This is a genomic window from Staphylococcus simiae (genome assembly GCF_017357005.1).
In the GTDB taxonomy this organism is placed as follows: Bacteria; Bacillota; Bacilli; order Staphylococcales; family Staphylococcaceae; genus Staphylococcus; species Staphylococcus simiae_A.
In genome coordinates, this window is record NZ_CP071589.1 from 549,316 (window position 1) to 573,423 (window position 24,108).

General features: G+C 31.8%; 23 protein-coding genes and 1 pseudogene. 18 read left to right on the forward strand and 6 right to left on the reverse strand.

What is annotated here, in order from left to right; genetic code table 11:
- The 4 genes and pseudogenes from hxlA to J3R86_RS02410 all read left to right on the forward strand — a co-directional run bounded on the left by hxlA (nt 1) and on the right by J3R86_RS02410 (nt 3,963).
- Complete coding sequence (hxlA, locus tag J3R86_RS02395) at nt 1-633, forward strand: 3-hexulose-6-phosphate synthase (RefSeq protein ID WP_207517892.1); 633 nt, start codon at nt 1-3, stop codon at nt 631-633.
- A gap of 1 nt (nt 634) precedes the next feature.
- Nucleotides 635-1,183: a 6-phospho-3-hexuloisomerase gene (hxlB, locus tag J3R86_RS02400; protein ID WP_207517893.1), complete on the forward strand. Its 549-nt coding sequence runs from the start codon at nt 635-637 to the stop codon at nt 1,181-1,183.
- 178 nt (nt 1,184-1,361) lie between these two features.
- Nucleotides 1,362-2,012, forward strand: a complete 651-nt coding sequence (locus J3R86_RS02405) for an HAD family hydrolase (RefSeq protein WP_207517894.1) — start codon at nt 1,362-1,364, stop codon at nt 2,010-2,012.
- Between the two features lie 551 nt (nt 2,013-2,563).
- A pseudogene (locus J3R86_RS02410) lies at nt 2,564-3,963 on the forward strand (MFS transporter).
- Between the two features lie 1,064 nt (nt 3,964-5,027).
- Here the strand turns inward: J3R86_RS02410 and thiD are convergent.
- The gene (gene thiD, locus J3R86_RS02415) at nt 5,028-5,858 is read right to left on the reverse strand and encodes a bifunctional hydroxymethylpyrimidine kinase/phosphomethylpyrimidine kinase (protein WP_207517895.1); all 831 of its coding nucleotides are present in this window, start codon (nt 5,856-5,858) and stop codon (nt 5,028-5,030) included.
- A gap of 545 nt (nt 5,859-6,403) precedes the next feature.
- Here thiD and J3R86_RS02420 point away from each other — a divergent pair.
- The 5 genes from J3R86_RS02420 to J3R86_RS02440 all read left to right on the forward strand — a co-directional run bounded on the left by J3R86_RS02420 (nt 6,404) and on the right by J3R86_RS02440 (nt 10,656).
- Nucleotides 6,404-7,084: a uracil-DNA glycosylase gene (locus J3R86_RS02420; protein WP_207517896.1), complete on the forward strand. Its 681-nt coding sequence runs from the start codon at nt 6,404-6,406 to the stop codon at nt 7,082-7,084.
- Nucleotides 7,071-7,415, forward strand: a complete 345-nt coding sequence (locus J3R86_RS02425; RefSeq protein WP_207517897.1) for a DUF5327 family protein — start codon at nt 7,071-7,073, stop codon at nt 7,413-7,415. Before J3R86_RS02420 ends, J3R86_RS02425 begins: the two co-directional genes overlap by 14 nt.
- 19 nt (nt 7,416-7,434) lie before the next feature.
- Nucleotides 7,435-7,803, forward strand: coding sequence for a DUF423 domain-containing protein (locus J3R86_RS02430; RefSeq protein ID WP_207517898.1), 369 nt, complete (start codon nt 7,435-7,437; stop codon nt 7,801-7,803).
- A 109-nt stretch (nt 7,804-7,912) separates the two neighbouring features.
- Complete coding sequence (locus J3R86_RS02435) at nt 7,913-9,391, forward strand: APC family permease (RefSeq protein WP_207517899.1); 1,479 nt, start codon at nt 7,913-7,915, stop codon at nt 9,389-9,391.
- 123 nt (nt 9,392-9,514) lie between these two features.
- A protein-coding gene (locus tag J3R86_RS02440; RefSeq protein WP_207516677.1) for an IS3 family transposase occupies nt 9,515-10,656 on the forward strand; the annotation gives its coding sequence in 2 pieces (ribosomal slippage) (nt 9,515-9,785 and nt 9,785-10,656; 1,143 coding nt in all).
- A 69-nt stretch (nt 10,657-10,725) separates the two neighbouring features.
- Here J3R86_RS02440 and J3R86_RS02445 read toward each other — a convergent pair.
- The 3 genes from J3R86_RS02445 to hemQ all read right to left on the reverse strand — a co-directional run bounded on the left by J3R86_RS02445 (nt 10,726) and on the right by hemQ (nt 13,435).
- Nucleotides 10,726-11,178, reverse strand: a complete 453-nt coding sequence (locus J3R86_RS02445) for a threonine/serine exporter family protein (protein ID WP_207517900.1) — start codon at nt 11,176-11,178, stop codon at nt 10,726-10,728.
- A 14-nt stretch (nt 11,179-11,192) separates the two neighbouring features.
- Nucleotides 11,193-11,957, reverse strand: a complete 765-nt coding sequence (locus J3R86_RS02450; RefSeq protein WP_207517901.1) for a threonine/serine exporter family protein — start codon at nt 11,955-11,957, stop codon at nt 11,193-11,195.
- A 722-nt stretch (nt 11,958-12,679) separates the two neighbouring features.
- Nucleotides 12,680-13,435 (reverse strand): hydrogen peroxide-dependent heme synthase, encoded by a 756-nt coding sequence (gene hemQ / locus J3R86_RS02455; protein WP_207517902.1) that lies wholly within the window; start codon nt 13,433-13,435, stop codon nt 12,680-12,682.
- A gap of 166 nt (nt 13,436-13,601) precedes the next feature.
- Here hemQ and pta point away from each other — a divergent pair, with 166 nt between their 5' ends.
- The 6 genes from pta to J3R86_RS02485 all read left to right on the forward strand — a co-directional run bounded on the left by pta (nt 13,602) and on the right by J3R86_RS02485 (nt 19,445).
- Nucleotides 13,602-14,588: a phosphate acetyltransferase gene (gene pta, locus J3R86_RS02460; protein ID WP_207517903.1), complete on the forward strand. Its 987-nt coding sequence runs from the start codon at nt 13,602-13,604 to the stop codon at nt 14,586-14,588.
- A gap of 2 nt (nt 14,589-14,590) precedes the next feature.
- Nucleotides 14,591-15,427, forward strand: coding sequence for a lipoate--protein ligase family protein (locus J3R86_RS02465; RefSeq protein WP_207517904.1), 837 nt, complete (start codon nt 14,591-14,593; stop codon nt 15,425-15,427).
- Nucleotides 15,428-15,869: 442 nt separating this feature from the next.
- A complete protein-coding gene (gene mvk, locus J3R86_RS02470; RefSeq protein WP_207517905.1) occupies nt 15,870-16,790 on the forward strand; it encodes a mevalonate kinase in 921 nt (306 codons plus the stop codon).
- 4 nt (nt 16,791-16,794) lie between these two features.
- Nucleotides 16,795-17,778, forward strand: a complete 984-nt coding sequence (mvaD, locus tag J3R86_RS02475) for a diphosphomevalonate decarboxylase (protein ID WP_207517906.1) — start codon at nt 16,795-16,797, stop codon at nt 17,776-17,778.
- A 12-nt stretch (nt 17,779-17,790) separates the two neighbouring features.
- Nucleotides 17,791-18,867: a phosphomevalonate kinase gene (locus tag J3R86_RS02480; RefSeq protein WP_207517907.1), complete on the forward strand. Its 1,077-nt coding sequence runs from the start codon at nt 17,791-17,793 to the stop codon at nt 18,865-18,867.
- A 233-nt stretch (nt 18,868-19,100) separates the two neighbouring features.
- Nucleotides 19,101-19,445 (forward strand): YuzB family protein, encoded by a 345-nt coding sequence (locus J3R86_RS02485; RefSeq protein ID WP_002462289.1) that lies wholly within the window; start codon nt 19,101-19,103, stop codon nt 19,443-19,445.
- A gap of 87 nt (nt 19,446-19,532) precedes the next feature.
- Here the strand turns inward: J3R86_RS02485 and merA are convergent, their stop codons facing one another.
- Both merA and hypR read right to left on the reverse strand, forming a co-directional pair.
- A complete protein-coding gene (gene merA, locus J3R86_RS02490; RefSeq protein ID WP_207517908.1) occupies nt 19,533-20,858 on the reverse strand; it encodes a hypothiocyanous acid reductase MerA in 1,326 nt (441 codons plus the stop codon).
- A 3-nt stretch (nt 20,859-20,861) separates the two neighbouring features.
- Nucleotides 20,862-21,284, reverse strand: a complete 423-nt coding sequence (gene hypR, locus J3R86_RS02495) for a redox-sensitive transcriptional regulator HypR (RefSeq protein ID WP_207517909.1) — start codon at nt 21,282-21,284, stop codon at nt 20,862-20,864.
- 139 nt (nt 21,285-21,423) lie between these two features.
- Here hypR and J3R86_RS02500 point away from each other — a divergent pair, with 139 nt between their 5' ends.
- The 3 genes from J3R86_RS02500 to J3R86_RS02510 all read left to right on the forward strand — a co-directional run bounded on the left by J3R86_RS02500 (nt 21,424) and on the right by J3R86_RS02510 (nt 23,988).
- Nucleotides 21,424-22,359 (forward strand): aldo/keto reductase, encoded by a 936-nt coding sequence (locus J3R86_RS02500; protein ID WP_207517910.1) that lies wholly within the window; start codon nt 21,424-21,426, stop codon nt 22,357-22,359.
- A gap of 15 nt (nt 22,360-22,374) precedes the next feature.
- Nucleotides 22,375-23,076, forward strand: coding sequence for an NAD(P)H-dependent oxidoreductase (locus J3R86_RS02505; RefSeq protein WP_207517911.1), 702 nt, complete (start codon nt 22,375-22,377; stop codon nt 23,074-23,076).
- A 372-nt stretch (nt 23,077-23,448) separates the two neighbouring features.
- Nucleotides 23,449-23,988 carry a flavodoxin family protein gene (locus tag J3R86_RS02510; protein ID WP_207517912.1) on the forward strand — a complete coding sequence of 180 codons (540 nt, stop codon included), beginning with the start codon at nt 23,449-23,451 and terminating at the stop codon, nt 23,986-23,988.
- Nucleotides 23,989-24,108: the final 120 nt, after the last annotated feature.

Below are 24,108 nucleotides of genomic sequence, written 5' to 3' on the forward strand. Positions count from 1 at the left end.
ATGGAACTACAATTAGCAATTGACTTATTAAATAAAGAACAAGCAGCAGAGCTTGCAAACAAAGTAAAAGATTATGTAGATATAGTGGAAATTGGTACGCCAATTATTTATAACGAAGGTTTACCAGCTGTTAAACATATGGCTGATAATATTAATGACGTTAAAGTATTAGCTGATATGAAAATTATGGATGCAGCTGATTATGAAGTGAGCCAAGCAGTCAAATTTGGTGCAGACGTTGTTACAATCTTAGGTGTTGCTGAAGATGCTTCAATTAAAGCAGCTATCGAAGAAGCACATAAAAATAATAAACAATTACTTGTAGATATGATTGCAGTTCAAGATTTAGAAACACGCGCAAAACAATTAGACGAACTTGGTGCCGATTATATTTCAGTACACACTGGTTATGATCTACAAGCTGAAGGAGAAACACCTTTAGAAAGTTTACGTACTGTTAAATCAGTAATTAAAAATTCTAAAGTTGCAGTAGCAGGTGGTATTAAACCAGATACGATTAAAGAAATTGTAGCCGAAGAACCTGACTTAGTCATTGTCGGTGGTGGCATTGCAAACGCTGATGATCCAGTTGCAGCTGCAAAACTATGTCGTGACGCAGTAGATGGTAAATAATATGCCACAATACAATAATTACCGTTTAATTCTGACAGAATTGGAACATACGTTAGAGCAAGTTAGTGATTTACAATTTAAAGAATTTGCTGATCAAATTGTTACAGCGAATCGTATTTTTGTAGCAGGTAAAGGTCGTTCAGGATTTGTTGCTAACAGTTTTGCCATGCGTTTGAATCAACTTGGTAAAAAGGCATATGTTGTTGGAGAGTCAACAACACCTTCAATTCATGACAATGACTTATTTTTAGTAATTTCGGGTTCGGGTTCTACAGAACATTTGCGCTTATTAGTAGAAAAAGCTAAATCACTAAAAGCACAAGTTGTCCTGTTAACTACGAATCTAGATTCACCCATTGGTAGTATGGTAGATAGCGCAATAGAACTACCAGCAGGTACAAAATACGAGGCAGAAGGTTCAAAACAGCCACTAGGAAGTTTATTCGAACAAGCTTCACAACTATTTTTAGATAGTGTTGTTATTGGATTAATGTCAGCACTTAAAATAGATGAAACAACAATGCAACAAAATCATGCCAATTTAGAATAATAAGTGCTCTATTTTTTAGTCTGATAAATAAAGAATAATTATATAGCACTGTAATTTGAGAGAAGTGAATAAATAAGAGTATCGTTAATTTCAATATAGAGAAATTAACGATATTTTTTTATAAAAATTTAATAATATAGTATGATAAAGTTAATGAAACGAAAGAGGTGTTGAGTAAGTGAAATTTGATAATTTCATCTTTGACTTTGATGGTACATTAGCAGATACGAAAAAATGTGGAGAAATAGCTACACAAAAAGCCTTTGAGGATATGAATTTAAAAGTTCCTGATGCAACAGAAATAACTTATTATATGGGAATCCCAATTGAAGAATCCTTCATAAAGATGGCACATCGTAGTTTAAGTAATGAAGAATTAAATCAATTAATGACGGTTTTCCGACAAAAATATAAAGATCTTGAACAACATTATATATACGAATTTGCTGGAATCACTGAAGCACTTACATCATTATGTCATAAACATAAAAAGATATTTGTAGTATCTAGTAAAAAAAGTGAAGTATTAGAAAGAAACTTATCTGCAATAGGCGTGCAACATTTAATAACAGAAGCTATTGGATCTGACCAAGTGACAAACTATAAACCAGATCCAGAAGGTTTAAATCATATTGTTCAGACATATAATTTGATAAATTGTCATACAATATACATAGGAGATACTATTTTTGATATAAAAATGGCTCAAAATGCAGGTATTAGTTCTGCTGCTGTTACTTGGGGTTCTCACCAAGCAAAGGATTTACTACATGCCAATCCAGATTATATTATTAATGACCCTTCAGAAATTATCACAGTGTTATCGTAAATGAAGCCTATATTACAATGGAAGAAATTAAGATTAATCATTACTTAAAACTAGCTAGATAAACATTGTGAAATAAATATCTATACATTTTTGCGAATATTAAATCAAAATATTTTAATGATGTAAAATGTTAAACTACTAAAATGCCAATGATTAATCATGTTAAATGACATGAATAATAGTATGATAAATAATCATGTAAATATTCAGAAAGTTGATAGTATTGCACGTTTAAGTTTTGATAGCTTATTATATGCTATTTAAAGTGATAGCTTTTATCTATAATGAGATAAGGGCTATCACTTATTTTTAATGCTAAAAATATTTGAGGAAAATAATTGTATGCACTTACTATTCATGTTAAAAATTTCTTTCTGTTGTTTCAATACTTGTAAAAAGGGTATAAATTTCCATGAATTAATAATTGAAGACCGAAGTTTTTATCGAAAAATAATTTTGTATTTTTATAAAAAATGCACTTTTTATAAATTTGACAAAATTAATTAACTCCGTATAATTATAAAACATACCAAGAGGGAGTGTACAAATTCATGGATTTTAACAAAAATAATATCAACATGGTGGATGCACAAAAAGCAAAAAAAACTGTAATTGCTACCGGTATTGGTAATGCAATGGAATGGTTTGATTTTGGTGTGTACGCATATACAACTGCTTATATTGGAGCGAATTTCTTTTCTCCAGTTGAAAGTACACAGATTCAACAAATCTTAACATTCGCTGCATTGGCAATTGCTTTTTATTAAGACCTATTGGTGGTATCTTCTTCGGTATCATCGGTGATAAATATGGTCGTAAGGTTGTATTAACATCAACGATTATTTTGATGGCATTTTCAACATTAACTATTGGCTTATTACCTAGTTATGATCAAATAGGATTATGGGCGCCAATACTATTATTACTAGCAAGGGTGTTACAAGGATTTTCAACCGGTGGAGAATATGCTGGTGCTATGACTTATGTAGCTGAATCATCCCCAGATAAAAAGCGTAATAGTTTAGGTAGTGGCCTAGAAATAGGTACATTATCAGGTTATATTGCAGCATCAATTATGATTGCTTTATTAACATTCTTTTTATCTGATGAACAAATGGCTAGCTTTGGTTGGAGAATTCCGTTCTTATTAGGTTTATTCTTAGGATTATTTGGTTTATATTTAAGACGTAAACTTGAAGAATCTCCAGTGTTTGAGAATGATGTAGCAGAACAACCAGAACGAGATGATATTGGTTTCTTCTCAATAATTAGATTCTATTACAAAGATATATTTGTATGTTTTATAGCAGTAGTATTCTTTAATGTAACCAACTATATGGTAACAGCATACTTACCAACTTATTTAGAACAAGTTATTAAATTAGATGGTACAACAACAAGTGTGTTAATTACTTGTGTCATGGCTGTTATGATTCCATTGGCATTAATGTTCGGTAAATTAGCGGATAAAATTGGTGAGAAAAAAGTATTCTTAATTGGTACTGGTGGCTTAACAATCTTTAGTGTAATTGCATTTTCAATGTTACATTCACAATCATTTATCGTTATTATTATTGGTATATTCATTCTAGGCTTCTTCTTATCAACATATGAAGCAACAATGCCTGGATCATTACCAACAATGTTTTATAGCCATATTAGATATAGAACATTATCTGTAACATTTAATGTATCTGTATCAATTTTCGGTGGGACAACACCATTAGTTGCATCATGGTTAGTAGCTGAAACAGGAAACCCATTATCACCAGCTTATTATTTAGCTGCAATTAGTTTAATTGGTTTCTTAGTGATTGCTTTCTTACACATAAGTACAGCTGGTAAGTCTCTTAAAGGTTCATATCCAAACGTAGATAATGAACAAGACAGAGAATATTATGCTAATCATACAAAAGAAGCTTTATGGTGGGTTAAAGAACATAAAGGTTAATATTTGGAAAAGTTTAACTCCTTGTAATGAGCACATAAAGTGTTTATTATGAGGAGTTCTTTTTATATCTTCTAATTTAATTAAACTGGTTGTTGTGCTTATATCATATACAGGTTGAAAAAAGTGAAAAAATACCTATGTATGCCTAAGCTTTCTTAAGTAGTAACGACGAAATAGAGGAGCGCATGCTCGAAGTGCATGCATAAAAGCCCCTAGACAATCAGAGATTGTCACGACGAAATAGAGGAACACATGCCTCGAGAGCATGCATAAAAGCCCCTAGACAATCAGAGATTGTCACGACGAAATATAGGAACGCATGCCCAAAGTTCATGCATAAAAGCCCCTAGACAATCAGAGATTGTCACGACGAAAATAGAGGAACACATGCCTCGAGAGCATGCATAAAAGCCCCTAGACAATCAGAGATTGTAGGGGCTTTAAAAGGGGGACTTAAAACTATATTCAAGCTTTTGAAAAACTTAAACGGTTTTGTTACTTAAATGTTAGGATGTAAATATGTTTAGAGTGTTTGTCCAACGCAATTAATATTGAACCTCTTATCTTCAATATTAATCAGTATAGAGAAACTTCGTTTTAAACTTAAGATTATCATTTTAAGTTTAAATGTAGCGAATAGGGTTTGTTTCTCTATATACACATCATAACGTTATTTATAGATGAATACATGGTACTTCAGTATCAACTTTAACTCAGACGAAAGTTTGAGGTTGATAGTACAAATGCAGTGGAAGATTATATAAATTTAGTAGAAGATAATAATATAATTTATAAATATGTCCTGACAGGATATATGGTATGCCCATAAGTCCCACTTTAATATAATGTTAATTAGATAAACAATCATATTAATGATCTTAATCCAATTGCACTTGGCAAAAGTATTGAAACAAAAGTTATTTCAAAAAATATCATTCAAATTGTCAATAACGCAAAAGTAGTTAAAACACATATTAGTAAAGAGTAAATCCTAATGTAAAAAAGCTAACTGTTATAATAAATTTACAACAGCTAGCTTATATTTGTGTAATCACAGTATATGTTTACACTTCTGTTACTTCTACATCTATATGCTCAATACGATTATATGCACCGTGATCTACAGGTCCAACAAAATCATTCATTTTCCAACCATTTTTAATAGCTGAAGCTACAAAAGCTTTAGCAGCGATAACTGCTTCTTTTGGAGATTTGCCATTTGCTAAATATGCAGTTGTTGCTGCGGCAAATGTACAACCTGCACCATGATTATAGCTTTGTTGGAACATATCTGTAGTTAATTGATAAAATTTATCTCCATCAAAGTATAAATCATATGATTTATCTTGATCTAATGCTTTACCACCTTTAATTACAACGTGTTGGGCACCTTCATCATAAATGATTTTAGCTGCTTTTTTCATATCTTCAATAGATGTTAATTTACCTAAACCTGATAGTTGACCAGCCTCAAATAAATTAGGCGTAACAACAGTTGCTTTTGGTAATAAATAGTTAATCATTGCATCAGTATTTCCTGGGTTAAGTACTTCATCTTCACCTTTACAAACCATAACAGGATCAACAACAAAGTAATGTGCACCTGATTCAACAAATACTTCACCAGCACGTTTGATAATTTCTTCAGTTCCTAACATACCAGTTTTAATTGCATCAGGTCCAATAGAAATAGCAGTTGCAAGTTGCTTATTTAATAAGTCCATTGGTAAAGGTGTAACATCATGGGACCATGTATCTTTGTCCATTGTTACTACAGCTGTTAAAGCGACCATGCCGTAAGTATCTAACTCTTGAAATGTTTTTAAATCAGCTTGCATGCCGGCACCAGCGCTTGTATCTGAACCAGCAATTGTTAATACTTTTTTCAAAGCCATGTAGACTCACTCCCAAATAATAATTTTAATTGCTTATATCATATCACGTTTAGCATTTTAGAAAAATATAAATGCTAGTTAATCTATATATTTAGTATCCTTATTAAAATCATTTACGTAAATAGAGTTAGATAGGTAAAAAGTCAAAATGAACAAAGAGCCTGGGACAAAACGTATTTTACACTTAAATTTAAGCATTTGGCAGTAACTGTCTGGTTTTCAAAGCGTTGATAAATCACCATTTTAAAAAACTAGTCAGTCTTGCTGGGGTGGGAGGGACTCGTCATAGAAAAATTTTATAAAGGATTACAGTTGACACTATTAGTGCAACTGCATAAGAACTAGTAAAGATTGTAAATCTAACTAGTTCTAAATATGCAAGACGGCATCTACGAAATAAATTTTATATAAAATTTATTTCTGTCCCACTCCCATAGATATTGTCAATATTATTGTCATAATTATATTTTCTACTTCATAACCTGTCATTTTACATACAACATTACTTCAGCAATGTGTTAAAATATGTTCTGAGGTGAACATGAATGGAATGGTCTCAAGTATTTCATGAAATAACATCACGACACGATTTTAAGGACATGCACGATTTTCTTGAACAACAATATACAACTGAAATTGTCTATCCAGAGAGAAAAAATATATATCAAGCTTTCGATTTGACTCCGTTTGAAGATGTTAAAGTAGTTATATTGGGGCAAGACCCTTATCATGGTCCAAATCAGGCACATGGCTTAGCTTTTTCAGTGCAACCGAATGCGAAATTTCCACCATCATTACGTAATATGTATAAAGAATTAGCTGATGATATTGGTTGTATTAGACAGTCACCGCATCTTCAAGATTGGGCTAAAGAAGGTGTGTTATTACTTAACACAGTGTTAACTGTTAGAAAAGGTGAGGCACATTCGCATCGAAATATAGGATGGGAAATCTTCACAGATGAAGTGATTCAAGCGGTATCGAATTATCATGAGCATATTGTTTTTATTTTATGGGGAAAACCAGCGCAACAGAAGATTCAATTAATTGATACAACAAAACATTATATCATTAAGTCAGTACATCCGAGTCCTTTATCAGCTTACAGAGGTTTCTTTGGTTCAAAACCATATTCAAAAGCAAATGACTATTTAATATCAGTAGGCAAGACACCTGTCAATTGGTGCGAAAATGAAAGTGCAGGTGAAGAGAATGGATCAAGATAAAATTGTTAGTCTTATAGAACAAGAATTAGTACAAGCTGACCAAGCAAGTAATCATCATGACTTTGAAAAACATATGTATGCTATTCATACATTAACTTCAATCTTTGTGACATCAGATAATGCTAAACAAAATTCAGGAAGTGTTGTTAGCCGAAGTAAAAATCAAGTAGCAGAAACAGTACAATATCAAGATATATCAGCAGCAGAAATTAAAGCTATGGGTGGTACTGTTCCATCCAATTATTCAACAACTAGTAAGTCAAACAATCAGAGTAATTTAATGATTACTGATGATGAAATAGGCAATGGAGAATCTATTTTTGATTTTTAATAAAGGAGTGTATTAGATAATGAAATTATTTATTATTTTAGGTGCATTAAATGCTATGATGGCTGTTGCAACTGGCGCATTTGGTGCACATGGCTTAGAAGGAAAAGTATCAGATCATTATTTATCAGTATGGCAAAAAGCGACGACGTATCAAATGTATCACGGCTTAGCTATTGTTATCTTAGGTGTTATTAGTGGTACAACAGCAATTAATATTAACTGGGCAGGATGGTTAATGTTCTTTGGTATTGTCTTCTTTAGTGGTTCGCTATATATTTTAGTATTAACACAAATTAAAATTTTAGGTGCGATAACACCAATTGGTGGCGTACTGTTTATTTTAGGTTGGATTATGTTAATCATTGCGACGTTTAAAGTCACTGGTTAATAGTGATTTCATTTACAAATTACACTTTATTTTTGTAAAAATTAATATTTATATAGAGTGATAAACTCACCTTTTGGGTATAGTATACCTTCGAGGTGAGTTTTTAATTATGGAAAAAGAGACAAAAAAGATAGATAGAGGAGATTTAAAACAAAACCTATCTGAAAAATTTGTATGGGCAATTGCCTATGGATCTTGTATAGGATGGGGTGCATTCATTTTACCAGGAGATTGGATTAAACAGTCAGGTCCAATTGCTGCATCAATAGGTATAGTTATTGGTGCTATATTAATGATTTTAATTGCAGTTAGTTACGGTGCCTTAGTTGAAAGATTCCCTGTATCAGGTGGCGCTTTTGCATTTAGTTTTTTAAGTTTTGGTAGATATGTAAGCTTTTTCTCATCATGGTTTTTAACATTTGGTTATGTTTGTGTCGTAGCATTAAACGCTACAGCATTTAGTTTATTAGTTAAGTTTTTGCTTCCTAATATATTAAATAATGGAAAATTATACACTATTGCAGGTTGGGATGTATACATAACAGAGATTATTATCGCAACTGTTTTATTATTAGTGTTTATGTATGTTTCAATTAGAGGTGCTAGTGTTTCTGGCTCATTACAATATTACTTCTGCGTCGCGATGGTCATTGTAGTGTTATTAATGTTCTTTGGTTCATTTTTCGGAAACAATTTTTCATTACAAAATTTACAACCATTAGCATCACATGATAAAGGCTGGTTTGTATCTATAATTATGATTGTGGCAGTTGCACCGTGGGCATATGTTGGTTTTGATAATATACCTCAAACAGCTGAAGAGTTTAACTTTTCACCTAATAAGACGTTCAAACTTATTGTTTATAGTTTATTAGCAGCCGCATTAACCTATGTCATTATGATTTTATATACAGGTTGGTTAAGTACATCAACTGCAAGTGTTCACGGTCAATTATGGATTACTGGTGCTGTAACGAAAACAGCATTTGGCTATCTAGGCTTAGGTGTATTAGCTATTGCAATCATGATGGGTATTTTTACTGGACTAAATGGTTTCTTAATGAGTTCAAGCCGTTTATTGTTCTCAATGGGACGTTCGGGAATAATGCCAACTGTATTTAGTAAATTGCATAGTAAATATAAAACACCTTATGTAGCCATTATATTCCTAGTAGCCGTGTCATTAATTGCGCCTTGGTTAGGTAGAACAGCATTAACTTGGATAGTTAATATGTCGTCAACAGGTGTATCTATTGCTTATTTCATTACTTGTTTATCAGCTGCTAAATTATTTAGTTATAATAAACAAAGTAATACTTATGCACCAGTTTACAAGACATTTGCAATTATAGGTTCAGTCGTGTCATTCATCTTTTTAGGTTTATTATTAATCCCAGGATCTCCTGCAGCATTAACTGCACCTTCATATATAGCCTTAATAGGGTGGCTAGTTATTGGATTGGTTTTCTTTATCATTAGATATCCAAAACTTAAAAAAATGGATAATGATGAATTAAGTCGTTTAATATTAAATAGAAGTGAACACGAAGTAGAAAATATGATAGATGAACCAGAAAAGGTTAAATAATTATAATGCAAAAAAGCATGTCGGTTGTTGTTAAAACAATGAGCTGACCCCAATTAGTGGGAATAAAATAAAAACACTTCCGTTGAATTCGTGTAAAATGAATCTAAACGGAGGTGTTTTTCTATGAAAAGAGTATCTTATTCATTAGAAACTAAAAATAAAGCTATTGAAATGAAAAGTGCTGGTTATACTTCAAAACAAATTATGGAGACCTTAAATATTAGAAATAGAACACAGGTCGATACATGGTGGCGTTGGTATCGAAATGGAGAAAGTTATAGATTTTCTCAACAAGTAGGAAAACAGTACAGTTATGGCAAGGGTATTGAAGAATTAAGTGAATTAGAAAGACTAGAATTAGAGCTTAAAAGAAAAGATGTTGAATTGGACATTTTAAAAAAGTACAAAGAATTGGAAAGGAAGTGGTTCCAGTAGTAGTTATAGAATTAGTAGAAGAATTGAAGGATAAGTATTCAACCAAAATGATACTTGAGGTTTTAAACATACCTAAATCAACATTTTATAGATGGAAAAAGAACCAAAATAAAATAGATTTTATTACTGAAAAAGTCATTGAATTATGTGAAGAAAACAACTATACCTACGGTTATCGAAAGATTACAGCGCTAATTAATCAATCATCTTCTGTACCTGTTAATCATAAACGAATTCAGAGAATTATGCAGGAGAACAATTTGAATTGTCGAGTTAGACCTAAAAAGGCTAAAAAAGCTGGATCTGCTTATTATAAAACAGATAATTTATTACAAAGACAATTTAAAGCTAATCAACCAATGAAGTTACTAACTACTGACATTACTTATTTACCATTCGGTAATTCAATGTTGTATTTATCTTCGATTATGGATCTTTACAATGGAGAGATTGTGGCATATAAAATAGGATCTAAACAGGATCAAAATTTAGTTAACGAAACATTAAATCAACTAGATATACCCGAGGGTTGTATACTACATAGCGATCAGGGAAGTGTGTATACATCGTATTCTTACTATCACTTATGCGAAGAAAAAGGCATTGTCAGAAGCATGTCCCGTAAGGGAACACCTGCTGACAATGCCCCGATAGAAAGTTTCCATTCCTCGCTAAAGTGTGAAACCTTTTATCTCAACAATGAGCTTAGTAGCTCTAATAACATTGTAATCGATATTGTGGAAAAATACATTGATTATTATAATAAATTTAGAATTCAACAAAAACTAGGCTACTTTTCTCCTATAGATTTTAGAAAATTAGCAGCCTAGAATATAGTGTTTTTATTAAGTTCCCGTTTTAAGGGTTCAGTGCCACAATAACCAACATGCTTTTTAAAATTACAATCTACGAAGAGATTTTACAAAGCCAGAAACAATTAATTTTGAGATTTGATCTGCGAATAATAAACCTAGAGCGATTGAACCAGCAATTAATGTAACCTCTAACATTGTATTAATTGCTGTGCCGAAATGTAATAATACTAAATTTTTAGTAGCATCATAAGCTAATCCACCAGGAACTAGAGGGATAATTCCCGTAACCATGAAGATAATAACAGGTTCTTTTTGTTTACGTGCCATAAAATGACTGAGTAAGCCTAAAGCTAAACTACCAAAGAAACTAGAATATATTGTGTGGACATTAAAGGCATCATAAAATAATGTGTAAACCATCCATCCACATGTGCCAACAAGACCACAAGATAAATACAACTTTCTAGGTGCATCAAAAATAACACAAAAAAACATGGATGCTAAAAAGCTAAAAATAAAATTTAAAATCCAAAACATGATATGTTTACTCCTTAAACGAGAATTAAAATAGTTCCAACACCAGCACCAATACCAAATGAAGTTACTAAAGCTTCTAGAGATTTAGTGGTAAACATGAGCATGTGACCACCAAATAAATCTTGTATGGCGTTCGTAATTAAGACACCTGGCACGATTGGCATAACAGCGGCAATGATAATCGTTGCTAAATTTCCACCAGGTATAAGTGAATGCCCAATGATTGCTATAATACCAATAACTAATGAACCAATAAATTCAGGTATAAATTGAGCATGTAATCTCCGGTCTAATACTTCTACCACGAGATAACCTATACTTCCAGCGAGTATGGCAGTTAGAACATCAACTAATCTTCCACCTTGTAAATACAAAAAACTCATTGCTATCATTGCTGCTGCAAAACCTTTAAAAGATAAACTATTATCTCTTTCGGCAATATAAATAGCTTCTAATTTATTTTTAGCTTCGTCTAAAGATATTTCATGTTTAGCAATTTGACGTGAAATGTCATTAGCTTGAGAAATTTTAATTAAATTAGTGTCACGTGATTTAATTCGAAAGATACGAGGAAAAGATTCACTATGTAATGAAAATTGAATCACTGTATTGGTAACAAAACTATTACTTTCTTTGTAACCTAATGTGCTTGCAATTCTAGTCATTGTATCTTCAACTCTTGTTCCTTCAGCACCAGATTCTAATAGAATTCGAGCAGTAAGCATGACAATATCTTTAATTAATATTTCTTCTGTATTTTCAGTTGCTATTTTTTCCATGTCATCACCATTGTTTTTTAGAATTACACTTATTATAGTGGAAATAATTAGAAATAACCATCATGCCGTACAAAAAGTAGCCATATTTAAGTGAGTTGGTAAAATAAATATAAAAGCTATAAAATCAATCGGAATTATTTTTAGTTATTTGTTACTTTGAGTATAAAAAGAAAATTTTTTTAGAAAAATATTAATATAATTATGTTTCAAGTATTTCAAATAGGTTAAAATAGTATTAGTTAACCATTACAAATTATATAGAGTAGCGACTGTATAGTTTTTTATTGAGGTTAACGTTTATACGTAGTGTAGTAGTTAAAGTTCTCCCAAGGATACTACTCGGAGTACACTTTGCTAATAGCAGAGTGTACTTTTTGAGTCCAGCCTTACTATTTAAATGTTAATGTGTATCATATCATTCAAAATTACTCAACTATTAGTAAGTTTAATTACATTTTATTATTAATTCTAAGGTGTTTCTTATAATATACATACCTACAGTTAAATCCGTTGATTAAGCTTAAAGTAATGATTTAATTTATTGAAATACATACAACTATATTTTGTTAAGGAATGAAATAAGGTTCTCTCCCAAATTGGACTGATACACAGTTATTTACTTTTTATTTATCATTACTAAAAAATAGAGAACCGAAATAAGCCAGTAAGTGAAGTTGTAATACTTCCTTACTGGCTTTTTAGCTTTATCAAGTTATGATGTTTTAAGAATTAATTGTGAAGAATTGGTCGAAATCATCTAAAGTTAAGATATGACCAATAAAGAAACTACCAAACTCACCATAACGAGCAGTTGTTTCATCAAAACGCATTTCGTAAACTATTTTTTTGAATTGTAATACATCATCAGAAAATAGTGTTACTCCCCATTCGTAATCATCAAAACCAACTGAACCAGTGATAAATTGTTTGATTTTGCCAGCATATTTACGGCCTATCATACCATGGTCATACATTAATTTTTTACGTTCTTCCATAGATAACATATACCAGTTATAAGTTTCGTTACGACGTTTGTTCATAGGGTAGAAACAAATATAATCAGAATGTGGTAATTCTGGATATAATCTTGGTTTGATATGAGGATTTTCGTATGGATCTTCATCAGATTTACCAGCTAAATAATTACTTAACTCAATTACTGAAACATATGAATACGTTGGGATCAAATAGTCAGAAATACGTAACTTATTTAAATTATTTTCAATGAAATTTAATTCTTTCATTTCAGGACGAAGGAACCAAAGTAGTAGGTCTGCTTTTTGACCAGTAATATTATAAATCGCTTGATCTCCTTCTTTAGCAGATCTTGCAGTTGCAGTATCACGTAAAAACGAAGTTAATTCATTGATAATTTCCTTACGTTCATCTTTTGGTACTAGGCGTAAAGTTGCCCAATCTACAGCATAAAATAAATGTAAACTATACCAACCATCTAATGTTTCTGCTGCTTCACTCATGTCTATCGCTCCCTTTCAATATCATCAATTCAAATTAAATTCTATCATAAAGTAAGGGTATACTGATAAATAAATGATTACAAATTAGTGACGTGGCATTATGAAAAAAAATGACGTATAATTGGTACGTGAATTATTATTACCATGAACATTCAAGGAGGATATTATGGCTGATTTATTAAATGTTTTACAAGACAAACTTTCTGGTAAGAACGTTAAAATTGTACTACCTGAAGGAGAGGATGAACGCGTTTTAACTGCGGCAACTCAATTACAACAAACTGATTATGTAACACCAATCGTTTTAGGTGATGAACAAAAGGTCAAAGCATTAGCTGAAGCTAATCAATTAGATATTTCAAATATTGAATTGATTAATCCTGCAACAAGTGATTTAAAACCTGAATTAGTAAAAGCATTTGTTGAACGTCGTAAAGGTAAAGCAACAGAAGAACAAGCTGAAGAATTATTAAATAATGTAAACTACTTTGGAACAATGCTTGTATATACAGGACAAGCTGAAGGACTAGTAAGTGGTGCAGCACATTCAACAGGAGATACTGTACGTCCAGCACTACAAATTATTAAAACTAAACCAGGCGTATCTAGAACATCTGGTATTTTCTTTATGATTAAAGAAGACCAGCAATATATCTTTGGTGATTGTGCAATTAATCCAGAACTTGATTCACAAGGTTTAGCTGAAATTGCTGTAGAAAGTGCTAAATCAGCATTAAGTTTTGGCATGGATCCTAAAGTAGCAATGTTAAGCTTTTCAACTAAAGGTTCAGCTAAATCAGACGATGTAACTAAAGTCCAAGAAGCACTTCAAATAGCACAACAAAAAGCTGAAGAAGATAAATTAGATGCTATTATTGATGGAGAATTCCAATTTGATGCTGCAATCGTACCAAGCGTAGCTGAGAAAAAAGCGCCAGGTGCTAAATTACAAGGTGACGCAAATGTATTTGTATTCCCAAGTTTAGAAGCGGGTAATATTGGCTACAAAATTGCACAACGTTTAGGTGGCTTTGATGCTGTAGGACCAGTGTTACAAGGATTAAATTCACCAGTTAATGACTTGTCACGTGGTTGCTCTATTGAAGATGTTTATAATTTATCAATTATTACTGCAGCTCAAACTTTACAATAATTATGGACTTAGCGAGTAAATATTTTAATGGCATCGATTGGCGTTATATCGACCATTCTAGTGGTCTTGAACCAATGCAATCATTTGCCTTTGATGATACGTTTAGTGAGAGTGTAGGTAAAAATTTATCACCTAATGTTGTAAGAACTTGGATTCATCAACATACAGTTATTTTGGGAATCCATGATTCAAGATTACCTTTTTTAAAAGATGGTATCGATTACTTAACAAATGAAATTGGTTATAATGCTATTGTCAGAAATTCTGGTGGTTTAGGTGTTGTATTAGATCAAGGCGTGTTAAATATTTCATTGATATTTAAAGGCCAAACAGAAACTACCATTGATGAAGCATTTACAGTGATGTATTTATTAATAAGTAAAATGTTTGAAGATGATAATGTAGACATTGATACTAAAGAAATTGAACATTCGTATTGTCCGGGTAAATTTGATTTGAGTATTGATGGGAAAAAGTTTGCGGGTATTTCACAACGACGTGTTCGTGGCGGGATAGCAGTTCAAATCTATCTTTGTGTTGAAGGTTCTGGTTCTGAACGTGCTAGTATGATGCGAACATTTTACGAGCGTGCATTAAAAGGTGAAATTACCAAATTTAAGTACCCACAAATAGAACCATCTTGTATGGCTTCTTTGGAAACGTTACTTAATAGAAAAATAACTGTTCAAGATGTGATGTTCTCACTACTTTATGCTATTAAAGATTTAGGTGGTCGATTAAACATGGATCCAATTACATCTGAAGAATGGCAAAGGTTCGATAAATATTTCGATAAAATGATAGAACGCAATAAAAAAATGACTGACAATATGTCATAACTCAATACAAGGTTCGAGATTATAATGTCTCGAGCCTTTTTTAGTGTCAATTGAACTAGTGATAGCCATAGATAAAAGCTAAATAAAAATTCTAACTTTAGTCATGATTTATAATTAAGGTAATAATACTTTGGTTGTATATCTATATATTCCGTATCCTTTTTGTAGTATTATAGTTAAGGTGGAAAAATATAATTAACATTAACTAGAAACATTAAAAACTCTAATTAACTACAACACTTTGAAATTCAATAAAGTTAGATTTATAATATTCAAGTTAAAGCATTTAAACGATAACTTAATCGTTATACATAAATACTGTCTAAAATAAAAGTCATACAAATATTTAAACGTTTAAAATACAGCATCTAAGAAGGATATGTCTTTTACGATACAATCAAAAATTAAAAGTAATAGGATAAATATAAAAGGTGATATGAATATGACAAGAAAAGGATATGGGGAGTCAACTGGTAAAATCATTTTAATTGGGGAACATGCTGTAACATTTGGGGAACCAGCTATCGCAATACCGTTTACTGCTGGAAAAATAAAAGTCTTGATTGAGGAGTTAGAGCAAGGTAACTACTCTTCGATTAAGAGTGATGTTTATGATGGTATGCTATATGATGCTCCAGAACACTTGAAATCATTAGTAAATCGTTTCATTGAAAAAAATGATATAAAGGCACCATTAGCAGTTACAATTCAAACGAATTTGCCACCTTCACGTGGTCTGGGTTCTAGTGCCGCAGTTGCAGTGGCATTTGTACGTGCAAGTCATGATTTTTTAGGACAAACATTGACTAAAGAAGAACTTATCGAAAAAGCTAATTGGGCAGAACAAATAGCACACGGTAAACCAAGTGGTATTGACACACAAACAATTGTTTCTGGTAAACCAGTATGGTTCCAAAAAGGGTATGCCGAAACTTTAACATCTTTAAAATTAAATGGCTATATGGTAGTGATAGATACTGGTGTTAAAGGGTCAACAAGACAAGCTGTAGAAGATGTGCATAAATTATGTGAAGATGATCATTATATGTCTTATGTTACTCACATTGGTAAATTAGTACTAAAAGCAAGTGATGCGATAAAACAACAGAACTTTGATGACTTGGCTCGTATTTTTAATGCTTGTCATACAGATTTGAGAGAGTTAACAGTTAGTCATGATAAAATTGAACAGTTATTAAATATTGGTATGGCGAATGGTGCTATTGCTGGAAAAATTACTGGTGCAGGTAGAGGTGGTAGCATGTTATTACTAGCCAATGACTTAGCGGATGCTAAAAATATTGTAAAAGCTGTCGAAAAAGCCGGTGCAGCTCATACTTGGATTGAATATTTAGGAGGTTAGTCAGTTGATTAAAAGTGGCAAAGCAAGAGCACATACTAATATTGCTTTAATTAAATACTGGGGAAAAAAGGACGAACAACTAATTATCCCTATGAACAATAGTATTTCTGTAACACTAGATAAATTTTATACTGAAACGAAAGTCACTTTTGATCAACAGTTATCTGAGGATCAATTTATATTAAATGGTAATAAAATGACTGGCAAAGAATTAACTAAAATAAGTGAGTATATGGATATAGTCAGACAACGTGCTAATACTACTGATTATGCAATGATTGAAAGTGATAATTTTGTACCAACTGCAGCAGGTCTTGCTTCATCAGCAAGTGCATATGCAGCACTTGCTGCTGCTTGTAATCAAGCACTGAGCTTGAACTTATCCGACAAAGATTTATCAAGACTAGCTCGTATTGGATCTGGATCTGCATCACGTAGTATTTTTGGTGGATTTGCAGAATGGGAAAAAGGGTATAATGATGAGACGTCTTATGCACATACTATTGATGCCAATCATTTTGAAGATGACTTAGCTATGATATTTGTAGTCATTAACAATCAATCCAAAAAGGTCCCAAGTCGTTATGGTATGTCATTAACACGTAATACCTCACGTTTTTATCACTATTGGTTAGATCATATTGAAGAAGATTTAAATGATGCAAGACAAGCTATTGCAAATAAAGATTTTAAACGTTTAGGCGAAGTCATTGAAGAAAATGGCTTACGTATGCATGCGACTAATTTAGGTGCTACACCACCTTTTACTTATTTAGTCCAGGAAAGTTATGATGTTATGGCTTTAGTCCATGCTTGTCGGCAAGCAGGCTATCCATGTTATTTTACAATGGATGCCGGACCAAATGTCAAAATACTTGTTGAAAAGAAAAATAAGCAAGCCATCATTGATAAATTATTAACTCATTTTGAAGAAAATCAAATCATTGATAGTGATATAACACCTACAGGCGTTGAAATAATTGAGTAAGGAAGAGATAAGATGATTCAGGTCAAAGCACCCGGAAAACTATATATAGCTGGTGAATATGCGGTAACTGAGCCAGGGTACAAATCAGTACTAATTGCATTAGACCGTTTTGTAACAGCTACAATAGAGCAATCTGAAGAATATAAAGGTACGATTCATTCAAAGGCATTACACCATAATCCAGTCACATTTAGTCGTGATGAGGATAGTATTGTTATTTCGGATCCTCATGCAGCAAAACAATTAAATTATGTGGTAACAGCAATTGAAGTATTTGAACAATACGCTAAAAGTTGCCATGTAGAGACTAAGCATTTTCATTTAACTATTGATAGTAATCTAGATGATTCAAACGGTCATAAATATGGGCTTGGCTCAAGTGCAGCAGTATTAGTGTCGGTCATTAAAGTATTAAATGAGTTTTATGATATGAAATTATCAAATTTATATATTTACAAACTAGCTGTAATAGCCAATATGAAATTACAAAGCTTAAGTTCATGTGGAGATATTGCAGTAAGCGTATATAGTGGTTGGCTTGCATACAGTACTTTTGATCATGAATGGGTTAAACATCAAATTGAAGATACAACTGTAGATGAAGTGTTACAAAAAAATTGGCCTGGTTTACACATTGAACCATTACAAGCACCAGAGAATATGGAAGTATTGATTGGTTGGACAGGATCGCCAGCGTCTTCTCCACATTTAGTAAGTGAAGTAAAACGTTTAAAGTCCGATCCAATATTTTATGGAGATTTCTTAGAACAATCTCACAACTGTGTTGAACAATTAATCCATGCTTTTAAAACAAATAATATTAAAGGTGTCCAAAAGATGGTGCGTCAAAACAGACAAATCATTCAAAAAATGGATAGACAAGCTACTGTGGATATCGAAACAGAAAAATTAAAATATCTATGTGATATTGCCGAAAAGTATCATGGTGCTTCTAAAACTTCAGGTGCTGGTGGCGGTGACTGTGGTATTACAATCATAGACAGAAATGTAAATAAAACTAAAATATATGATGAATGGACCAAATATGGAATTAAACCATTAAAGTTCAATATTTATCATGGGCAATAAATAATAACTTTGCGGACAATGATTTAACTCTCGTTCTAGAGAACATCATTGTTCATTTTTTAATTTCAAAATGAGTTATAGTTTAAAAAATTTATAATTATTAAGTCGATAGTATAGCTTTTGATGTAGAAGCATAACTTGAAAAAATTAATAAAAAGAGTAAAATAGTTAGAGTTGAAATGAAATTTAAAATATTATACATAGATCATTATAATAGAAAGGTGGGTTGCAATATGAAAAATACATTCCTAATTTGCGATGAATGTCAGGCAGTTAATATCAAATCGTTACAAAAAAAATTAGAGAAGTTAGACCCTGATGCTGAAATTATAATCGGGTGTCAATCTTATTGTGGACCAGGTCGTCGTAAAACATTTACCTTTGTGAACAATCGCCCACTTGCTGCACATACAGAAGAAGAGTTGATGGAAAAAGTAACTCAACAATTGAAGAAACCTCGTGACCCAGAGGAAGAAGAACGTTTAAGACAACGCCATGAAGAACGTAAACGTCGTAAAGAGGAACAAGATCGAAAACTTAAAGAAAAATTAGAAAAACGTAAAGCTCAAAAACAATAATTATTTAAAGATAACATTAAAGCTGTAATCCCGTACTTAATAACGTAATTAAGTCTAAGATTACAGCTTTTTGTTATTCATCAATATTTAAATATTAAATAAGTCATTAAATGATTCAGTCATAGTTGGATGTGTATAAATATTATCACGTAACACAGTATAAGGTAGTCGAGCATCAATTGCTAATTTGATGAGATTAATAAGTTCTTCTGATTCTTTCCCATAAAGTGTTGCACCTAAAACTAATTGAGTATCTTTATCTACTATAACTTTAAACATACCTCTAGCATCATCGTTAATTTTATGACGCGGAATAGTATTAACGAATATATGATGTTCAAGGATATGGTAATGTTGTGCTTCTGCTTGTGAAGCGGTTAATCCAACTCTTGAAAATGGAGGGTCTATAAAGACTGTATATGGAATTGCACCTCTATTATTTGTATTACGGCTTTGATCACCATATAAAGCAGATTTAATAATGCGATAATCATCTAAAGATATATAAGTGAATTGTAATCCACCTTTTACATCTCCAGCAGCATAAATATGTTTAACAGACGTTTGTAAGTGCTCATTTACAATAATTTCTCCCCCTTCACCAATAGCAATATTAGTATTATCCAAACCTAATTCGTCAGTATTTGGTCGACGTCCTGTTGCTAATAATACTGCATCGGCTTTAAATTCACCTTGAGATGTAGTGACAACTGTTGTATTATCATCTGAAGAAAATGATTGAGTGTCTACATTTGTATGGATTGTAATATTATTGTTAGCTAAATCTTTTAGTACATGTTGAACAACATCTTGTTCTTCTCTTGGCATAATTGTTGGTCCATGTTCAAGTACTGTAACTTTACTACCAAGGTTAGCAAACATTGAAGCGAATTCTAAAGCGATATAACCACCGCCAACAATGACTAAATGTTTCGGTAAAAAGTCTATGTTTAATAAGCCAGTTGAATCATATATATGCTGTGCTGTTTCAATGCCTTTAATAAATGGAATGACAGCTTTAGCACCAGTATTTATAACAATATGCTTTGCAGTAATCGTTTGTGTGACTTGTCCATCTTGGTTGATAAGCTCAATTATATCGTCTGATTTGAATTGTGCTTTAAAATCTAATACGTCAATATTATTATCATCAGCTAGCATGTGATAATTTTTAGAGTTTAACGCTTTGACTACATCATTTTTTCTATTAAAGCTTGATGTGTAAGATTTACCAACAATACCATCATGAACTAACGTTTTTGACGGTATACATCCAATATTAATACATGTTCCTCCGTACATCGTTTGAGATTGTTCAACCACTGCTACTTGGTGGCCAATTGATGCCGCATATTTTGCTAATGTCTTACCTGCTTTTCCAAAGCCAATAACTATTAAATCATAGTGTTTCATAATTTAATTCTCTCCTTGTATATCAGCTATAACATCTTGAATTGTTTTTTGATTATAAAATGACAAAATAAGCTGATGTTCTTGATGTTGATAAGTTGACATAGTAGTTGCAATATTTCGAGCGATTACACAATGGCTACCTTCATTACCCGTAAAGAGCCTTTGATTAGTTGGTTTATTCAAGACAAAATGTTGGTATAGTTTGCCTAGGGAAATATCTTTAGAATGAGACGTAGCTTGATAGCCACCATCTTTACCTCTGATTGTCTCTATCATAGCTAAATCAACAAGTTGTGAAGAAACGCGTCGTAACTGTACGGGATTTAAACAAGTTAAAGTAGCTAAGTCGTTACTAGAGTATCGTTCACTTTGGTGCTTCGTTAAGAATGCCAATATATGTACGGCGATATTAAATTCTAAATTCACAACAGCATCACTCCTTAATTGTAACTCTATTAGTTACAATTAAATCGTATTACTAACTAAATGTCAATTTAAAGATTTGGATGATATAACATTTGATGATAGGGTAAAGGTAATAAATAAAAAATAGGAGATGATGATCATGTCAACACAAGTAAAATTAGGCAAATCTGATGTATCAGTATTTCCAATTGCTTTAGGTACTAATGCTGTTGGAGGACATAACTTATACCCAAATTTAGATGAAGAACAAGGTAAAGAAGTAGTTCGTGAAGCACTTAATCATGGCATTAATTTATTAGATACAGCATATATTTATGGACCTGAACGTTCTGAAGAGCTTGTTGGGCAAGTTGTTAAAGAATATGATAGAGCACAAGTAAAAATTGCAACAAAAGGGTCACACCAAATTGACAGTAACAATGAAGTTCATCAAAATAATACGCCTGAGTATTTAAGTCAACAAGTTCATAATAGTTTAGAACGTTTGCAAACAGATTATATTGATTTATATTATATTCATTTTCCAGATGATGACACACCAAAAGATCAAGCAGTAAATGCATTACAACAGTTAAAAGAACAAGGTAAAATAAAAGCTATTGGTGTTTCTAATTTTTCACTAGATCAATTAAAAGAAGCAAATAAAAATGGTTATGTGGATGTAGTTCAACTAGAATATAATTTATTACACAGAGAAAATGAAGACGTACTTGATTATTGTGTGGAAAATCAAATCACATTTATCCCTTATTTTCCGCTAGCATCCGGAATATTAGCAGGTAAATATGATGAAAATACTAAATTTGATGATCATCGTGCAACACGTCGTGATTTCAAACCAGGTGTATTTGAAGACAATGTTCGTCGTGTTAAAGAACTTGAAAAGGTGGCACAAGCACATCATACAACGGTAGCTAATATTGTTTTAGCATTTTACCTCACACGTCCCGCAATAGATGTTATTATTCCTGGTGCGAAACGTGCCTCCCAAGTTATAGAAAATATTGAAGCAGCAAATATAGAATTAACGGACGAAGAAATTAAATATATTGATCATTTATTTCCAGTAAACTAAGAGAGGATGGTTTGAATGAAAGTTTTAATTGTATACGCTCATCCGGAACCACAATCGTTTAATGCAGCACTTAAAAATATTGCCATTGACACCTTAGAAAAACAAGGTCATGAAGTACAAGTTTCAGATTTGTATGATATGCAATTTGATCCAGTTGCCAGTCGCAAAGATTTTAATAACAAGAATGATACAACTTTCTTTAAGTATGCTAAGGAGCAACAATATAATTATGAACAAGATACATTAAATCCGGTAATTAAAGCTGAATTTGATAAATTATTGTGGGCAGATTTTGTTATTTTACAGTTTCCATTATGGTGGTTTAGTGTTCCGGCAATATTAAAAGGATGGTTCGATAAAGTATTATTATTTGGTGGAATTTATGGTGGACAGTATGGTAGATACGATACGGCACGCCTTGCAGGTAAAATTGGTATGATATCAACTACTACAGGTTCTCCTGAAGGTAGTTATGCACCTAATGGTTTTTCAGGTGATATTCACGAACAAATATTATTCCATATTAACCATGGCGTTCTTTATTTTTCAGGTATCACACCATTAGAACCGTTTATTGCATATCAAGTTAGTCATGATGAACAAGAGAGACAGCAATATTTAAAATTATTTCAACAAAAATTAGAAAACATAGAACATATATCAAGAATCAATTATCCTAAACTAGAGCAATTTGACGATAATGGTCAATTAAAGTAAGGGATGCGATAATTTGAAATACTATAAAGAGCTTCAGTTATCACTCGTTGATTTAGTGAACTCCAATAAGATATCTTTACCTATATGAAAATTAACATAACTTAGTAAAGATGTTGTGCAAGTTTATATCAAAAGTCTATGACACGTAGAGCTTAGTTAGAGAAAAGACGATTTCTATTAAAAAATTATAGAAATCGTCTTTTGATATTTTATTTATTTATATAAAATAAATTTTTCAAAAGTTAAATAAATGAATATAAAAAATATAAAAGTTGTTGAAAATTATTTGAAAACGCTATCAAAAAGTGTAAAATCAAGCTATAAGAAATTTAAAAAATGACAAGCAACAAATTAGAAGGAGTGTCAAAGCAATTGATTACGGTATTATTTGGTGGAAGTCGACCAGAAGGAAATACTGCACAAATAACAAAATATGCTTTACGAGATCACGAATATAATTGGATTGATGTTACGAAATATCAATTAAATCCAGTAAGAGATTATCGACACGATAAAGAAAAAATTAACAACTATGAAGATGATTATCAATTACTCATTGATCAACTATTAGCAAGTGATACAGTCATTTTTGCCTCACCAGTTTATTGGTATAGTATATCTGCATCACTTAAAGCATTTATTGATCGTTGGTCAGAAACGTTAATTGATGATAGATATAAAGACTTTAAACAACGAATGGCTGACAAAGATTTTCGCTTAGTTTTAGTTGGGGGAGATTGTCCTAAGATTAAAGCTAAACCGTGTATTACTCAAATGAAATATACACTTAACTTCCTAGGTGCAACACTTCATGGATATATCATTGGAACTGCTGAAAGACCAGGTGATATCATGAATGATACTTATGCACTAGAGAGAGCTGATGAATGGAATGAAACAATTAAATCATAAGTTATTTTGTTGAAGTTCGAAAAATATCGGACTTCACTTTTTTATTTAATAATAAAGTTATATAGTAAATTAAGTTGATTAAGAAAGATTGCGATTTATGGTATAATGCCGATATTACTA

What these genes read in the sequence shown, in the direction of transcription:
- J3R86_RS02505 (WP_207517911.1), top strand. Translation starts at nt 22,375, where the DNA reads ATGAAAGTTTTAATTGTATACGCTCATCCGGAACCACAATCGTTTAAT.
- J3R86_RS02485 (WP_002462289.1), top strand. Translation starts at nt 19,101, where the DNA reads ATGAAAAATACATTCCTAATTTGCGATGAATGTCAGGCAGTTAATATC.
- J3R86_RS02430 (WP_207517898.1), top strand. Translation starts at nt 7,435, where the DNA reads ATGAAATTATTTATTATTTTAGGTGCATTAAATGCTATGATGGCTGTT.
- J3R86_RS02500 (WP_207517910.1), top strand. Translation starts at nt 21,424, where the DNA reads ATGTCAACACAAGTAAAATTAGGCAAATCTGATGTATCAGTATTTCCA.
- J3R86_RS02425 (WP_207517897.1), top strand. Translation starts at nt 7,071, where the DNA reads ATGGATCAAGATAAAATTGTTAGTCTTATAGAACAAGAATTAGTACAA.
- merA (WP_207517908.1), bottom strand. Translation starts at nt 20,858, where the DNA reads ATGAAACACTATGATTTAATAGTTATTGGCTTTGGAAAAGCAGGTAAG.
- hxlB (WP_207517893.1), top strand. Translation starts at nt 635, where the DNA reads ATGCCACAATACAATAATTACCGTTTAATTCTGACAGAATTGGAACAT.
- pta (WP_207517903.1), top strand. Translation starts at nt 13,602, where the DNA reads ATGGCTGATTTATTAAATGTTTTACAAGACAAACTTTCTGGTAAGAAC.
- thiD (WP_207517895.1), bottom strand. Translation starts at nt 5,858, where the DNA reads ATGGCTTTGAAAAAAGTATTAACAATTGCTGGTTCAGATACAAGCGCT.
- J3R86_RS02445 (WP_207517900.1), bottom strand. Translation starts at nt 11,178, where the DNA reads ATGTTTTGGATTTTAAATTTTATTTTTAGCTTTTTAGCATCCATGTTT.
- J3R86_RS02450 (WP_207517901.1), bottom strand. Translation starts at nt 11,957, where the DNA reads ATGGAAAAAATAGCAACTGAAAATACAGAAGAAATATTAATTAAAGAT.
- mvk (WP_207517905.1), top strand. Translation starts at nt 15,870, where the DNA reads ATGACAAGAAAAGGATATGGGGAGTCAACTGGTAAAATCATTTTAATT.
- J3R86_RS02465 (WP_207517904.1), top strand. Translation starts at nt 14,591, where the DNA reads ATGGACTTAGCGAGTAAATATTTTAATGGCATCGATTGGCGTTATATC.
- J3R86_RS02435 (WP_207517899.1), top strand. Translation starts at nt 7,913, where the DNA reads ATGGAAAAAGAGACAAAAAAGATAGATAGAGGAGATTTAAAACAAAAC.
- hemQ (WP_207517902.1), bottom strand. Translation starts at nt 13,435, where the DNA reads ATGAGTGAAGCAGCAGAAACATTAGATGGTTGGTATAGTTTACATTTA.
- J3R86_RS02480 (WP_207517907.1), top strand. Translation starts at nt 17,791, where the DNA reads ATGATTCAGGTCAAAGCACCCGGAAAACTATATATAGCTGGTGAATAT.
- hxlA (WP_207517892.1), top strand. Translation starts at nt 1, where the DNA reads ATGGAACTACAATTAGCAATTGACTTATTAAATAAAGAACAAGCAGCA.
- J3R86_RS02420 (WP_207517896.1), top strand. Translation starts at nt 6,404, where the DNA reads ATGGAATGGTCTCAAGTATTTCATGAAATAACATCACGACACGATTTT.